The following is a 15,222-nucleotide window of genomic DNA, read 5'->3' as shown; positions in this document are numbered from 1 at the left end:
GACAAAGGAGGGAACCTTCCTTACAAAGAGGAAATAATAGAACGAAATGCCGGCGGCAGGTAAGAAATGATATCGGTTGATGCCATGGCATAGGAGTCAAATTCATGTTGAACAGCGAGATCTGCTGCCAGGCCGTGGAGGTACACAGCATTACTCACGGCCGGCTGTATCTCCTGCGCTTTGAGGATCATCCCAAGAATCATGCCCGTCAGGATGTCGCCTGTACCGCCTCTTGCAAGCGCCTCATTGCCCGTCGTATTAATAGTCTGCGTGCCGTCTGGCATGGTAACGAGCGTATGAGGGCCCTTCAGGACAATACAGCAGTTGTAACGGACAGCGGTCTCTCTGGAGAGGCTGAAGCGTCTTTGGGTTACCTCCCCGACAGAAACGCCGGCAAGCCGCGCCATTTCTCCCGGATGGGGTGTCAAGACAACCGGCTGGCGGCGCTGCTGCAATGCTTCGATGTGTTCCGGCAGAAAATACAACGCGTCCGCGTCAAGCAAAAGCGTTCCCTCTGCTTGTTCCACCAATTGTTTCACAAGCACTTCAGCCCCTTTTCCCCGGCCCATCCCGGGGCCGGCCGCCACTGCATCATAAGCATCTGCAGATAAGTCGTCCGTCTGGACCTCGCGAGAGAAATATCCATTCTCTTCCTGGAGCGGGAGCATCATCACTTCCGGCGGAGCTCCTGCCGGCACAGCAGCGGCCGAAGAAGGGAAAGCCGCTGTCAAAAGTCCGGCACCACTATAGAGGCAGGCCTTCGATGCCATCTGAATGGCTCCCGGCATTGCCGCTGACCCACCAATAAGCAGGCCTCTTCCGTGATCCCCTTTATGAGCATCCCCCGACCGTCTTTCAAGCGTCCCAGCTGCATCCTGCCCCGTCCAAAGCTGCTTTTTTTCTCTCTCTTTCCTAAGAGCTTTGCCCGGCAGTCCAATATCAACTGCCTCAACCTCCCCGTAAAAGCGCGAGGCCGGCTGCAGATAGGCACTGATTTTCGGGCACTGCAGGGTGATGGTGACATCAGCCTGTACGGCTGTTTCCGGTACAGGATCTTCTCCGGAAGGAACACCGCTTGGAATATCCACCGCAGCGACTGTCCCCTCTGCTTTCTTCAATACGTCAGCAGCTTCCTTGAATGGCTGCCGCAGTTCACCCTTTACGCCGGTGCCGAGCATAGCATCGACAATAAGGGTATACTCCTTCCGGATCCGCTCTGATTTCTTTTCGGACCAGTACTCCCATGTAAAACCACATCGTTCGTACAGATCTTTGTGGTACAATGCCGCTCCCTGAAAAGCATCAGCATCGGATAAGAGCAGGGTATCCACGTTCCATCCCTTTTCCTGCAGCACTCTTGCCAGCACAAAACCGTCTCCGCCATTATTGCCCTTGCCGATGAGAACCGCCGTTTTCATGCCGGCGGCAGGCGCACTCTTTTTTTCGAGAGCATGCGCCGCTTGCCGTCCGGCGTTTTCCATCAACAGCTCTTCTTTCATCCCTAAGTCATCCATGGCATGACGATCCATTTCTCTCATTTCTTCACCTGTGACCACCTGCATGTCAGGTCCCTCCCAACCGCACTTTATTTCTATGAGACAACCTCACGGGTTATGCAAACAAGCCGTCTCTTCCTTCGAGAACCACCTGGGCGGCGGCATAATCTCTGCTGTGCGTAATAGACACATGAGCATAGTCTTCCATTCCCGCATGAATACAGGGTTTCCCCCGACCGTCCGGAAGGACCTCTATATCCTGAAAACCAAAACATCCTGAAATGCCGGTTCCCGCCGCTTTGACAAATGCCTCTTTGGCAGCGAAACGTCCGGCTGCGAATTCGATTCTGCGCCAGCCTTCGCAGCTGTTCATCCGCTCCCGTTCGGCAGGTGTCAGAATGCGGACTTCAAAGCGTTCTGATTTATCCATAAGACGCTTGATCCGCTCCATTTCCACAATGTCCATACCGATTCCTTTTATCATTGTTGATCCTCCATCGCCGCTGTTCTTTATTCGCCCCGCCCCTTCCTCCTGTGCTAAAATAAAAAACGCACCGCCATTTTGGCTGAAAAGGAGTGGCTGTATGTTCATCCGGAATGAAACTTTTTATTCTTTCCGTAAAAACTATCCCGTCATTACATGCCTGACTGCTATACATCTCATTTTGTTTCTATGGATCAATCTTTCTATCATAACCGGCGGCCTGATTCCATTTGGCGGCTGGATACTGCAGAACGGCGCAGGTTCCACCGGTGCCATAAGATTTAACGGCGAATACTGGCGGCTCTTTACTCCTATTTTCCTGCACCGGGGTATCGAGCACGTTCTGTTTAATTCGATTTCCCTGATTCTGTTTGGTCCGGCGCTGGAGAGAATGCTCGGCAAAGTGAAATTCATCAGCGTCTATCTTTCGACCGGCATCATCGCCAATATTGCCACGACTCTTTTGACCGGTTTCTCGTATTCCCATATCGGAGCATCGGGGGCAATTTTCGGTCTGTTCGGCATTTATCTCTATATGGTATTGTACCGCAAAGATTTAATTGATGCCATGAACGCCCGGATTATCATGGTCATTACGGTACTCGGCGTTGTGATGACCTTTTTAAGCCCGAACATTAATGTTCTCGGCCACCTATTCGGTTTGATTGCCGGAGCCGCCCTTGCCCCGCCGTTCTTAATAAAAGCAAGGCCGTTCAACGTGATGCAGGTGCGGCGCAGAGTTCCCGGTGATAATGAGGTCGGCTTCAACCCCGACCGCTGGAAGAAACGGCGTATCCTGAACGGCCGCAAAGCATCACGCATTTTGGGATGGATTTTTGCCGCTCTCGTCATCATCGGTATCCTTTCAACTCTTTTCTAACAGAATTAAAAACAGGAGCTTCTCTTTTCATCAGGGAAGCTCCTGTTTTTTTGTGTCCCGGCATGCCTGTTGATGTACCATATAAAGGAATGGGGAGGGGTCTATGAGGAGGGTGCATCTGTGATCAAAGCATGTATCTCCCTTTCTTTTTCGTTGGACGGAGCCGTCTGCCCGACTCCAGCAGGAGAAGCGTCAGCCGAAGATCACCGGGGGCTCACACGATGGGAGTCAGATCGGCGTTGGCACAGGACGTGCCGAACTTAGCCGATCCTCCTTTACCACGATATAGCTGAGGCGACGCCTGCGGAAAGCGGGCAGGAAAGGTGGAGTCCAACGAAACACTTCCTATATTTGCATAATCAACAGCCGTGGTGTCCCGGGTTTATTCAATAAAGTTGGGAGCTTCCGGAATAGCAACCGGTTCCTCCACAGGATAGCCGCCGCTGTTTTCCGGAGTAATGCCTTGAAACCGTACCTGCTCGTAACCAAAGTCTGCAGCTGTAAACAGAATCGATTCAATCATCCAGCGGAGGTTCGCAGCCTCCCCGATACTGCTCTCTTCAGAGAAAACGACTTCGGCTGTCCCGCTTTCTCCTCCAGCCGATTCAATTGAAGCCTCTTCCGGGATGGAAGGCCCGACCGGACTGTTTTCCGGTACGCTTTTCATCTGTTCGAGCGTTTCCTTCAGGGTGAACAATTCTCCGTTTTCATGACTGTTGGCCATGCCGGCCGCCTGCTGGCTGACGAGAAATTGATCGTTTGTTTCACTAGTGTATATATAATAACCACGGTTATTTTCTTTCTGCCGGTAGTTTTCCACGATGCCGTAATTACCAAGATCCACCCCGGCCCGGCCGTCATCAGTCAAGAGGACCTGGTTTTCCTCGGTGTAGCGCAGAGTTTCATCCAAACTTTTCACAATCATTTCACTTTGCGTGCTTCCTGCAGGCGTTTCAGCATCTGAGAAATCAGCTTCCAGCAGACTGTTATCCCCACCGTCAATCCAGTCCACATTTTCAAATGACGAGGCAGCCAGACCGACCCGGCCTGGATTCCATGCCTCATTTTTCTCCTCCATCAGCGCAGCTTTGTTATCGGCTGAGGCTGTGAAGGTTACCGGCACGACAAGCTCAGCTTCAGGATCCGGTACTGCTATTGTAGCAACCGTCTGCGCCCCCTCAATCTGTGCTTCTGTCAGTGCTCCTGTATACTGATCATACGTCAGGTTTGATTCTCCGGTATTCACGGCAGGTTCTTTTTCTACTTCCGGCTGCTGCGGCTGCTCGTTGGAGTCCGCCGGCCCCTCTTCTCTCCCCGTGTTATGATCTGAGCTTGAGTCCGAAGCACGCGGAGCATCTGAACTCTCCGACGACTCTTCCTGGATGTTTGTTTCCGCACTTTCTTCAGGGGGAGAACTATTCTCTGTGGAAGATCCGGACTGGTTATTCAACGTCATCATATTAGGTATCAATACGAGCAGGAGAATCAAGGCCGCAGCTGCGGAAAAAGCAGGCATCACCCATTTCCCCGCCGGTTTTTGTTTTGAAGTCCGTGAGCGCTGTACAATATTTTGATAAATGTCTTCTTTCGGCCGTTTGTCTTTTACCTGCGGCAGTTGTTCAAGCGACTGCTCGATCCTTTCTTCTGAAACGTGGTCATCTTTCTTCACTGTCCCGCCCTCCTTTCTGACATCCGGTCTGTGCGGCCGAGCACATCCTGGAGTTTTTTTACTGCCCGGTGCTGGGTCGTTTTCACTTTACTTTCCGACCAGCCGAGCACTTCCGCCGTTTCTTTGATAGAAAGCGAGTCCATATAGCGCAGTACCAGCACCTGACGCTGATCAGGCGTGATATGTTCCATACCGTCAAATACTTCCCGCGCGTCTTCCCGGGCGGATACCACCTCTTCAGGGAGAGGGGCTGGATCCCGCACTTCCTCCTTGGTAAGTGGTCCAAGCATTCCGAGCCACTTGCGTTTTTTGCGGTTCTGCTTTCGTATCCAGTCAATTCCTACATGCCGGGCGATGGAATAGAGCCATGTTTTTTCTGTGCTTTTTCCTTCAAACGAATCAAAGGAATGGAACACTTTAATGTATACTTCCTGCACCAGTTCTTCCGCCGTTTCCTTGTCCCGTACCATATAGAATAAATATTGAAAGAGAGCGTGGTGATAGGTTTCATATAACCGTTCAAATTCCTCTTTCACGTGTAACACTCCCGTATCTTTAGTCGTTCATTACGTTTTTAAAGTTACAAAAAAAGAAAGACAGCCGTCTCTTTATTAGATAAAAACCCATATCCAGTAAATGGCTGCATATAACACAATAAAAGCAAGAAGTGCTCCTGCTACTTGTTTGTTCGTTTTTTTACGCATAATACCACCTGCCGTTTGGACTTAACGGACCCTATTATATCACGTTTTTGTGTGATGGTAGATTCTAAAAGAGTGAAAAAATATGGGAAACGGAACAGGAGAAAAGGCCTTTGACATTCCTTTTTACTTTTTCTACACTTTCTGTAACTGTTTCTTTGTACATAACGACTATGAAGTAGACAGACATACAAAGAAGAAAGAAAGGAATGGTATAGACATGAACCGAGGATTATTATTATTTGTTACTGCTGCGCTCACATTGGGTATTCTTGCCGCCTGCGGCCAAGGGGATCAAAATGGACAGAGCAGTTCAGGAGATAACACACAAACGGAAGAAAATATGCAGGAAGAGCCTGCTTCCGATGAAGGTTCGGCCTCAGAAGATACCGACAATCAAACCGATGGAGAAAACAGTGACGGTCAGACAGACGAGAGCTCAAATGAAGAAAATACAGAAGTAGAGCAGGAAGATACGGTGGATACCGGGGAATCCGAAGATACAGTTACTGAAACAGTTACGTTGTATTTTTCCGATAATCAGCTGCTCGAAAAATATACGGAAGAACAAGAAGTGGAAGCTTCCTCTGAAGAAGCTCTGCCGGCTGCAGCACTACAGGCCTGGATTGACGGACCCAACTCCGACCAGCTTGCATCCCACTTCCCTGAAGACAGCAGTGTTGAAGTTCAATCTGTAGAAGGTGTGGACGGCACAGCAGAAGTATCATTCTCCAGTTCTTTCCTTGATATCAATGCCGGATCAAGCGCAGAAATGGCGATTACTGAACAGATCGCCCTTATCATGCAGGAATTCGGATATGACCAGACAAAAATTCTGGTTGACGGAGAAGAAGAAGCCTCGCTTTTCGGACACATGGATGCTGCGCAGCCATTTTCAGCTGAGAACGGTGATGAATACAGTCCGGTTGAATAAACACTTATATCCCACATGGTCCCGCCGGGTATCCGGCGGGTTTTTTGTATGATGAACGGTGCATCACCCTTCATTCGAGTAAACACGCTGAATGTGGTAAACTGAAGAAACCATACACTACGGATAAAAGGGGATGATACGACACAATGACAGATGTCCATACCTTTTCGCGCAGGGAAGAAATTGCAAACGCGGCCACGCACGCTGTTGGAATCGCCTTAAGTATCGCTGCCACGACACTCCTTATTATCTTTGCCGCCATGCAGGCTACCGCTTTTCACATTGTCAGCGTCTCGATTTACGGAGGGACGATGCTTTTGCTATACGTCTCCTCCACCCTTTTGCACAGTTTCCGCGATGGAAAAACGAAAGACCTCTTCGAGATATTTGATCATGCTTCCATTTATCTGTTTATCGCCGGCACTTATACTCCATTTCTATTTCATGCGCTGGACGGCGTATTAAGCTGGACACTTTTTGGAGTTGTGTGGGGAATCGCCCTTTTCGGCGCCTGTTTCAAAGCCTTTTTTGTGAAAAAATTTGTAGTGATTTCCACGCTGTTTTATGTAGCAATGGGCTGGATTATTGTTGTGGCATGGCAGCCGCTCACCGATTCCCTTGCCGCCGGAGGTACGGCATTTCTGGTCGGAGGAGGCCTCCTATATACAGTCGGAACCATTTTCTATGTGTGGAGACACTTCCCTTATCATCATGCCGTCTGGCACGTGTTTGTCCTCGGAGGTACGGTACTGCATTTTTTCGCCGTGCTCCTCTACGTCCTTCCCCTTTCTTAAACGAACTGCTCAAACGTAAAAAAAGGATGCCCCGTCATTTTTGGGACATCCTTTTATATTTATTTTGTTACAAACATCTGCGTCCAGTAATCACCGTAGCTGCCGCCTTGGGCATGGCCGACACCGATGTGGGTGAAGTCTTCGTTCATGATGTTTTCACGATGGCCTTCTGAATTCATCCAGCCTTCCACGACCTGCTCCGGTGAACGCTGGCCGGCTGCGATGTTTTCGCCGGCGCCGCGGTAATCAATATTGTAGGAATCCATCATGTCAAACGGGCTGCCGTAATTCGGGCTGTTATGGGAGAAATACCCTGCATCACGCATATCCTTTGACTTATCCCGGGCAACATCCGACAATTCACTGTATGACTTAAGGGGGGCAAGGCCGGCTTTTTCTCTCTCCTGGTTGGTCAGTTCAATAACCTGCTGTTCGAATTCACTTTCGTTTTCCACGTCCGCTGTGTTCTGCTGCTTTTCTGCTTGTTTTTTTGAAGCATTTTCTTCGGCAGCTTCCTGTTCAGGAGTTGACTCCAATGCCTTGTCTTCTGGAACGTTACTGCTTTCATCTGTTTTACTTTCCTGCTGTCCGGCCTCAGATTCCTGCTGCTGCTCTTGGCCACTGTCTTTTTCCTGCTGCGGCATTTCCACTTGGTACTGACCGCCGTTTTCCGCAAAGAACTTTTCCAGAGACACATTAAGGTTGCTGCCTTCTTCTGAAAATGTATCTCCCTTTTCCACGGTTATGCAGTCCTGTGCCTGCGCAGCTGCCGGAAACATAAGTACGACAGCCGAAGCAATGATGATTTTTTTCATGCTGAACACCTCCAGCTGTTATTATGAGCATATCTCTTTATCTATGAAAGGGGGTCGGAATTTTATGGCAATCACTGCACTGCGTTTCCGACAATCTTTCTGCCTTCTTTTTTTCTATAAATTGGTTTTATTCATCAAACTTTGTCCTCTTTTCTCTCCAATCACATACGAAAGACTCTGACTTCACCAGCACCATTGTCCGTTTTACTACCTACAAATTCTAATAGAATCGTAAACAAACGTAATAAAAATGAAAAGTAATATCTTAAAGGGAAAAAACAATGTTTTAATGAGGAGAAAAGAGGGTAAAACCTGCGTGTCGTTTTGTATACATAACTTTTCAGAACAGGAGCTAGATAGTATGGAGAACCGTAATATAACATTCAATAAAATCGGTTTAGATATCGCAGAACATGCCCAGGAACTGAAACAGCAGATACAGGCAGTCAAGCAGCCGGTTAATCGATTTGATTTCTCGCGCCATGATGAATATTTTCTGACTTTGATTGATGAATTGTTTCAGACGATGGGAAAAGGCATAACAGAAGACCACCCCGAGTCTTCCGTTCTAAAAGGAAACATCCGCTCCTGGGGGGAAAAGGCAGCCGACTACTGCCTGAAAAAAGAAATTACCCTCGGAACAGCACTGACAATTATTCCGCAGATACGGGAAGTTCTCACGAGCACTATCGAACGCGGATGCCTGGAGTTTGAATTGTCTCTGCATGACTCTTTTGTTATCTACAGCACCTTTGAAACGCTGCTTGATAACGCAGCGCACGCCTTCAGCCATACCTTTGTCAACCATCATATCACAGCACTTGAACGGGCCAAGCAGGAGATGCAGGAGATCTCCGTCCCCGTTGTGCCTATTACACAGGGGACCGCCGTCCTCCCTCTTATCGGAGATATGGATGATGAACGCTCCGAGTTTCTGCAGGAGCGGACGCTGGAGCATGCCACGGAACTGGAGCTGTCCTATCTAATTATTGATTTATCCGGTATCAATACTATCAACACCTGGTTTGCCCAGCACCTTAATCAGCTCATCGAAGCACTCCAGCTCCTCGGTATTGATACCGGTATTTCCGGAATGCGCCCGGAACTTTCCCAGACGATTGTACACCTGGGTATCAATTTCAAACACGTGGCGAAGTATTTAACACTTGAACAGGCCCTGCAGCAGCATACTGCCCACTTCAGCTTGTAAAACGGGCGGAAAAGACGCTGGAACAGACAGATATAAATCAGATAATAATCCGAACAATGCTCTGGAATGTTCTCTCACGTATTCATTCAGCATCGTTCGGATTTTTTACCGGGGAAAGGCCTTTAACATGCGGCTGTGCTCGATACCGGTGATCCATCATGAAGGGTCAGGTGCCATCTGTGATTCATCTGTTGACATAGACTGCTTCATTCTATCTTCTTCCGTTTTTCCTTTACCTGACATTATGCAAGCTCTGCTTTTTCTCTCCCCTCATCTATTGTTTCGATTCAGGAAATCCTTTATGATAAAGGGGTTGAATGATTTACGTAGAAAGGAACAATTCATGAGTACACTACACGAGGAAATTACCTCCCGCAAAACGTTTGCGATCATTTCCCATCCGGACGCCGGAAAAACCACATTAACCGAAAAACTCCTGTATTTCGGTGGTGCCATCCGGGAAGCCGGTTCCGTAAAAGGGAAGAAAAATACGAAACAGGCGACGAGCGACTGGATGGAAATCGAAAGACAGCGCGGAATTTCTGTCACCAGCTCTGTGTTGGAATTCGACTATAACGGCCATCACATCAATATCCTTGACACACCGGGCCACGAAGATTTCAGCGAAGACACGTACCGTACGCTGACCGCAGCTGACTCGGCGACGATGCTGATTGATGCCGCCAAAGGGGTGGAAGCCCAAACCGAAAAGCTTTTCAAGGTATGCAGCATGCGCGGCATTCCTATTTTCACGTTTATCAACAAAATGGACCGTGAAGTCCGTGAACCATTTGAAGTGATGGAAGAAATGGAAAACGTTCTCGGCATCCGCTCCTATCCGATGAACTGGCCGATCGGCATGGGCCAGAATTTCTTCGGCATCTATGACCGTCATGCCAGGAAAGTGGAGCTGTTTAATCCCGACAATCCATCGGATGTAGAAGTGAGACAGATATCCGGTCCGGAAGATCCATTGCTCGACGAACTCGTTGAACCTTCGTTCCTTTCCCAGTTCCGTGAAGAAATGGAACTGCTTGATGTGGCAGGAGATCCCTATGATGAAGATAAAATCTTCCGCGGTGAACTGACACCGGTGTTTTTTGGCAGTGCTGTCTCCAACTTCGGCGTGCAGAATTTTCTCGAACATTTCCTATACTTCGCGCCTTCTCCCGTCGGCCGGGAAAGTGATCAGGGATTTGTAGAACCGGTGCAGGATCTGTTCTCAGGCTTTATCTTCAAAATCCAGGCGAACATGAATCCAAAACACCGGGACCGCATCGCTTTTATGAGGATTACTTCCGGAAAGTACACCCAGGGCATGACCGTCAATCATTCCCGGCTGAACAAAACAATGCGGCTCGCCCAGCCGACACAGTTTCTGGCACAGGACCGGAGCATTGTCGAAGAGGCTTATGCCGGAGACATTATCGGATTGTTCGATCCAGGCACATTCCGGATCGGAGATACGCTCGCAGGCAAAGGGAATTTCCAGTTTGCTGAAATGCCCCATTTCTCGCCGGAGCAGTTCGCTGCTGTCAGCGTGAAGGATGCCATGAAGCATAAGTCGTTTGAAAAGGGTATTCAGCAGTTGACCGAAGAGGGATTAATGCAGTTGTTCCAGACGTACAACCGCTATCCGGAACAACAGATTATCGGAGTCGTCGGCGGGCTTCAGTTTGAAGTGCTGGAACACCGGCTGAAAAACGAATACAACTCCGATATTCATCTCGAACATCTCCCCCTTACCATTGCCCGCTGGGTAACCGGAGACGAAAAGGAACTCGACACGTTCCGTAAAAAACAGCGGAATCTCGCCATAGACCGGGATAATAAGCTGGTCGCCCTGTTCGAAAACGAATTCCAAATGAATATGGCCAAAGACAAGTATCCGAATCTCGTCTTTCACGAAAACTCATTTACTGGATAAAAACAGCGGAGGAATAAACCCCTCCGCTGTTTTTTTACGTTTATTAAGAGCTGTTGTGCCTTACCTGAAAAGCTGTTATAAGTGCTGTATTGTCCTTGCGTTAAGCTTACATTCCCGCGAGCAATATATAATTCAACAAAAACAAACCGGATATCACGTACATGATCGGTGATACAGCTTTCGGGCGGCCTAGTGCAAGTTTAAGCAGCGGATAGGCGATAAAACCAAAAGCAATTCCATCGGCAATGGAGGACGTCAGGGGAATCAAGCCGATAACCAGATAAGCCGGAAACCATTCGGACATATCATTAAACGTGATGTGGCGGATCTCCTGCACCATCAATCCACCGACAATAATGAGTACCGGCGCGATGGCCGCTTCCGGAATACTTGTGAACAGCGGCGTGAAAAACAGCGACAACGCAAATAATACCCCTGTCACAATCGCTGTCACGCCGGTCCGTCCTCCTTCTGAAATACCAGAGGCACTCTCCACCGTTGGAATGGTCGGAGACGTTCCAAGAAACCCCGAGGACAATGCAGAAACGGCAGATGCCTGATAAGACCTTGAAAATTTATTTTTGTCGGGAAGCATGCCCTGCAGCAGTCCCATGCTTTCAAACATTATAATAATCGTTAACGAAAAAACCGATAGCAGAAAAGGAAGCTCCAGCACTGCGCTGAAATCAAGCGAACGCCACATCGATTCATAACCTGAAAACGAAAGAGACGTCCCGGACTGCTCTCCTTCCAGACCAACAAGCCACCCTGTGCCACTCGTTACAGCCATACCGATCAAAAAGCTGCCTTTCACCCCGCGGACCAGGAGTCCCAGCGTCAACAGCAGTCCCAGAATCGTCAGCAGAGCTGCAGGGGAAGAAAGGGATCCCAGCGTGACAAAACGATCCTCATCTGATGCAATCAACCCGCCTTTCTGCAGCCCGATAAATGATAAAAAGATTCCGATCCCCACCGTAATACCAAGTTTTAGAGATGACGGCACAGCCGTTGTCAGTTTTCCTGCCAGTGGAGTCACCGCTGCAACCACGAACAAGCACCCGGCCATGACCGCCGCGGCCAGCCCCTGCTGCCAGGTCAAGCCGAGTCCCTGTACAATGGTATAGGTAAAAAAGGCGTTAATCCCCATCCCCGGTGTCAATACAATCGGCGCATCCGCCCAGAACCCGATCAGCATGCATCCCAGTACCGTAACAAATACGGTACCAAGCAGTGCATAGGAATAAGGCATACCGGTGTCCGACAAAATAGCAGGATTCACGACAAGAATATAGGCAATCGTAAAAAACGAAGTCAGCCCCGCCGTTATTTCTTTTTTCCATGTTGTATCCTGCGCGTTCAACGAAAACATATCTATCTTCTCTCCTTTACAAAAGCAAAAAAAAAAGCTACAAGTCTCCTCCAGGCGGAAGAGACTCGTAGCCGGAAATTTATCGGTTTCCTGTAGAAACCCCGGCCCCTGTCGACCGGGATATACGAGTGAACGTTCTGTTTTCCAAAGAAGATTATAGCCCTTCTTTTTCTTTACGTCAACAACATAAAAAAGCAGCACACATAGAAAATACGGGCTGAACAGGGGAAGATATGATAAAATATAAGTCGACAATAATACGTAAAAAGAAATAGGTGACAAATCATGAAACTTACCGCAATCGATATGGACGGAACGCTTCTCCACAGCGACGGATATGTTTCCCCAAAAAACGCCGGCGCACTGCGGCAGCTGCAGGAGGAAGGACATAAAGTAGTCATCTCCACAGGACGGGACGCATCCGACGTCAAACGCCTTCTACATGAAGTGAATGTCATTCCGGATGGCATTGTATCACTAAACGGCGGGCTGGTCACCTGGCAGGATGAACACGTCAAAACGTCCGTCATGGACCCGGACGACGTCATCGAGCTGGCAAAGTGGCTGGATGAACATCAGTATTATTATCACATCAACACCGATGACGGCATCTACAGCCCTCCCCGTTCCCGCGAGTTTTTTCTGCATGACCTGGACGTATATGCAGAAGATAAAGAAAAAGGAGAAGAAATCAAAGAAGCGATCCGGCGGCGTGCTGATAAACACCACAATATGTATGACATAAAAGAGCTGTCCTCTCCTGACATGATGAAAAAACAGCAGCATAACGTTTACAAATTTCTTATCCTTTCCATGCTGGAACCTAAACTCCAGCGCTGCGTTGACCACTGGAGCGGCATTCCGGGGATTGCCATTACATCTTCAGGCCGTGATAATCTGGAAATACTTCACCCGGAGACGGAGAAAGGAAAAGGACTGATCGATCTCCTTTCTTATGCGGGGCTCGACGGCATCGAAACGTTTGCTATCGGAGACAACTTTAATGATCTCTCCATGTTCCGTGCCGCCTCTACTGCCATCGCGATGGAAAATGCAGAAGACGGCGTCAAGCAGGAAGCCGATTTTATAACAGTACCACACGATGATGACGGGGTTGCACTGGCTGTCCAAACCCATATTCTAGATTCTTCTGTTTCACAGCATTGAGTCTCGTATTGCCTGCCAAACGTGACACTGGTATAATTTCTTTGCTTACTGTAATACCATCATAGACATGAAAACTGCCTGACTGGTGTTCTGCCGGCCAGGTTTTTCTATGTTCAACCACATAAGAAAGGAGTAAACATCATGGAAGGAGTAAACATCATGGAAGGAGTAACTGCGTTATCATTGCTCCCGCCTGCGCTGGCGCTTGCCATGATCATCGCCACCCGCAGAGTGCTCCCGTCCCTTGGAGCAGGCATTATAATCGGGGCTTTGCTCTTGAATGACTGGGGTATTCCTGCTGCGCTTGCCGATATATGGGAATCATTCGCCGTCATTTTCGTTACAGACGGAGCGTTGAACAACTGGGAGTTATTTATTATTTTATTCCTGCTGCTGCTTGGCACCACAGCATCTCTGATCAGCTTTTCCGGAGGAAGCCGGGCGTTTGGAAACTGGGCACTCCACCGTATCAAAACGAGAACCGGTGCGCAGCTTGCCACGTTTGTTTTCGGCATTCTTATCTTTATTGATGACTACTTTAACAGTTTAACCGTAGGACAGGTGAGCCGGCCGGTTACCGACCGGCACCGGATTTCAAGGGCCAAACTGGCCTATATTGTCGACTCTGCAGCCGCACCGATCTGTGTGCTGGCACCGCTCTCGAGCTGGGGTGCTTATATTATCACCCTGCTGGATGACATCACAGAGAGCTACAGCGAAGTTTCCATGAGCGGATTTCAGACATTTCTCGCTGTACTGCCCATGAATTTCTACGCCCTGTCGGCCATCACGCTTTTGTTTCTTGTCATTGCATGGAATATTGATATCGGACCGATGCGAAAACATGAAGAACGGGCCCTGCTTCATCATGAACTGCTCGATCCATCGCGTGCTTCGATTCCGGGAGAGCAGGTTTCCAACCTGGACGAGCATCAAGGGCGTGTGCGTGATCTCGTCCTTCCAATTGCTTCCCTCATTATCAGCACCGTGATATTCATGGTATACACCGGCGCCCGTGCCGCTGAAACCGTCACCCCGATTACCATCTTTGCAGAGACCGATGTTGCTCTGTCTCTCGTTCTTGGAGGATGTATCGGCCTTATTGTTTCCATGCTGTTCACATTTGGAAAGCGTCCGGCTCCCCGTGCATTCATGCTGGCTGTCTGGAACGGAGCCAGGTCCATGATGCCGGCAATCTACATTTTAATCCTTGCCTGGATGATTGTATCTTTCATCAGCGAACTGAAGACAGGCGAATACCTCGCCGGACTGCTGGATGGGTCCATTCCCGCCTCGTTTCTGCCGGCTCTGCTTTTCTTAACAGCGGGATTGATTGCCTTTTCGACCGGAACGTCCTGGGGAACCTTTACGATTTTGCTTCCCATTGCGGCAGAGACAGCTTCTGTTATTGATATTACGATGCTGCTGCCATTTCTGGCTGCCGTCATTGCAGGCGCCATTCTGGGGGATCATATTTCTCCAATATCGGACACGACCATATTATCCTCCACCGGAGCCGGAAGCCATCACATCGACCATGTGATCACACAGCTGCCTTATGCAATGATCGCAGCCGTTGTCTCCTTCATCGGATTTCTTGTGCTCGGCTTTACCGGAAGTACCACAGCCGGTCTGGCTGTATCGCTTGTGCTGCTTCTGCTGACAGCCCTTTACCTGAAAAACACGATTGAAACACTTCATGACGGAAAAGAAGTCGTATCCAAACCGGAATAAACATGAAAAATCACCCTTCCCGCAGAGAAATCTTTGTTTAAA

Annotated in this window: 13 protein-coding genes and 1 riboswitch; of the genes, 7 read left to right on the top strand and 6 right to left on the bottom strand. The window is 49.0% G+C overall.

Going from position 1 to position 15,222, the window contains the following annotated elements; all coding sequences use genetic code 11:
* Positions 1–20 precede the first annotated feature (20 nt).
* Together BM058_RS01435 and acpS are read right to left on the bottom strand one after the other, a co-directional pair.
* On the bottom strand, positions 21–1,562 hold the full coding sequence (locus BM058_RS01435; protein ID WP_090925249.1) for an NAD(P)H-hydrate dehydratase: 1,542 nt from the start codon (positions 1,560–1,562) through the stop codon (positions 21–23).
* A gap of 49 nt (positions 1,563–1,611) precedes the next feature.
* The gene (gene acpS, locus BM058_RS01430; RefSeq protein ID WP_090925248.1) at positions 1,612–1,980 is read right to left on the bottom strand and encodes a holo-ACP synthase; all 369 of its coding nucleotides are present in this window, start codon (positions 1,978–1,980) and stop codon (positions 1,612–1,614) included.
* A 100-nt stretch (positions 1,981–2,080) separates the two neighbouring features.
* Between acpS and BM058_RS01425 the strand changes: the two genes are divergently transcribed.
* Complete coding sequence (locus tag BM058_RS01425; RefSeq protein WP_090925247.1) at positions 2,081–2,860, top strand: rhomboid family intramembrane serine protease; 780 nt, start codon at positions 2,081–2,083, stop codon at positions 2,858–2,860.
* Between the two features lie 382 nt (positions 2,861–3,242).
* Here the strand turns inward: BM058_RS01425 and BM058_RS01420 are convergent, their stop codons facing one another.
* Together BM058_RS01420 and BM058_RS01415 are read right to left on the bottom strand one after the other, a co-directional pair.
* On the bottom strand, positions 3,243–4,529 hold the full coding sequence (locus BM058_RS01420; RefSeq protein WP_090925246.1) for a GerMN domain-containing protein: 1,287 nt from the start codon (positions 4,527–4,529) through the stop codon (positions 3,243–3,245).
* The gene (locus BM058_RS01415; RefSeq protein WP_090925245.1) at positions 4,526–5,065 is read right to left on the bottom strand and encodes an RNA polymerase sigma factor SigX; all 540 of its coding nucleotides are present in this window, start codon (positions 5,063–5,065) and stop codon (positions 4,526–4,528) included. The genes BM058_RS01420 and BM058_RS01415 overlap by 4 nt, the downstream gene beginning before the upstream one ends.
* A gap of 385 nt (positions 5,066–5,450) precedes the next feature.
* On the opposite strand from BM058_RS01415, the gene BM058_RS01410 reads away from it, so the two are divergent.
* A complete protein-coding gene (locus tag BM058_RS01410; RefSeq protein ID WP_177195378.1) occupies positions 5,451–6,164 on the top strand; it encodes a GerMN domain-containing protein in 714 nt (237 codons plus the stop codon).
* Positions 6,165–6,310: 146 nt separating this feature from the next.
* Positions 6,311–6,958: a PAQR family membrane homeostasis protein TrhA gene (trhA, locus tag BM058_RS01405; protein ID WP_090925243.1), complete on the top strand. Its 648-nt coding sequence runs from the start codon at positions 6,311–6,313 to the stop codon at positions 6,956–6,958.
* A 59-nt stretch (positions 6,959–7,017) separates the two neighbouring features.
* On the opposite strand, the gene BM058_RS01400 is transcribed toward trhA, so the two are convergent.
* Positions 7,018–7,773: a CAP domain-containing protein gene (locus tag BM058_RS01400; RefSeq protein WP_090925242.1), complete on the bottom strand. Its 756-nt coding sequence runs from the start codon at positions 7,771–7,773 to the stop codon at positions 7,018–7,020.
* Between the two features lie 361 nt (positions 7,774–8,134).
* Here BM058_RS01400 and BM058_RS01395 point away from each other — a divergent pair, with 361 nt between their 5' ends.
* Both BM058_RS01395 and BM058_RS01390 read left to right on the top strand, forming a co-directional pair.
* On the top strand, positions 8,135–8,983 hold the full coding sequence (locus BM058_RS01395; RefSeq protein ID WP_177195377.1) for an STAS domain-containing protein: 849 nt from the start codon (positions 8,135–8,137) through the stop codon (positions 8,981–8,983).
* A gap of 343 nt (positions 8,984–9,326) precedes the next feature.
* On the top strand, positions 9,327–10,910 hold the full coding sequence (locus BM058_RS01390; protein ID WP_090925240.1) for a peptide chain release factor 3: 1,584 nt from the start codon (positions 9,327–9,329) through the stop codon (positions 10,908–10,910).
* Between the two features lie 106 nt (positions 10,911–11,016).
* Here the strand turns inward: BM058_RS01390 and BM058_RS01385 are convergent, their stop codons facing one another.
* Positions 11,017–12,279 (bottom strand): NCS2 family permease, encoded by a 1,263-nt coding sequence (locus tag BM058_RS01385; protein WP_090925239.1) that lies wholly within the window; start codon positions 12,277–12,279, stop codon positions 11,017–11,019.
* Between the two features lie 48 nt (positions 12,280–12,327).
* Positions 12,328–12,427: riboswitch (purine riboswitch) on the bottom strand.
* Between the two features lie 137 nt (positions 12,428–12,564).
* On the opposite strand from BM058_RS01385, the gene BM058_RS01380 reads away from it, so the two are divergent.
* A complete protein-coding gene (locus tag BM058_RS01380) occupies positions 12,565–13,446 on the top strand; it encodes an HAD family hydrolase (protein WP_090925238.1) in 882 nt (293 codons plus the stop codon).
* A gap of 141 nt (positions 13,447–13,587) precedes the next feature.
* Entirely contained in the window at positions 13,588–15,180 is a 1,593-nt protein-coding gene (locus BM058_RS01375; protein WP_245736762.1) for a Na+/H+ antiporter NhaC family protein, read from the top strand.
* Positions 15,181–15,222 lie beyond the last annotated feature (42 nt).

The organism is Salibacterium qingdaonense (assembly GCF_900114715.1).
GTDB classification, from domain to species: domain Bacteria; phylum Bacillota; class Bacilli; order Bacillales; family Marinococcaceae; genus Salibacterium; species Salibacterium qingdaonense.
Note: the sequence above shows the minus strand (reverse complement) of the source record. Positions and strands in the feature narration are given on the sequence as shown.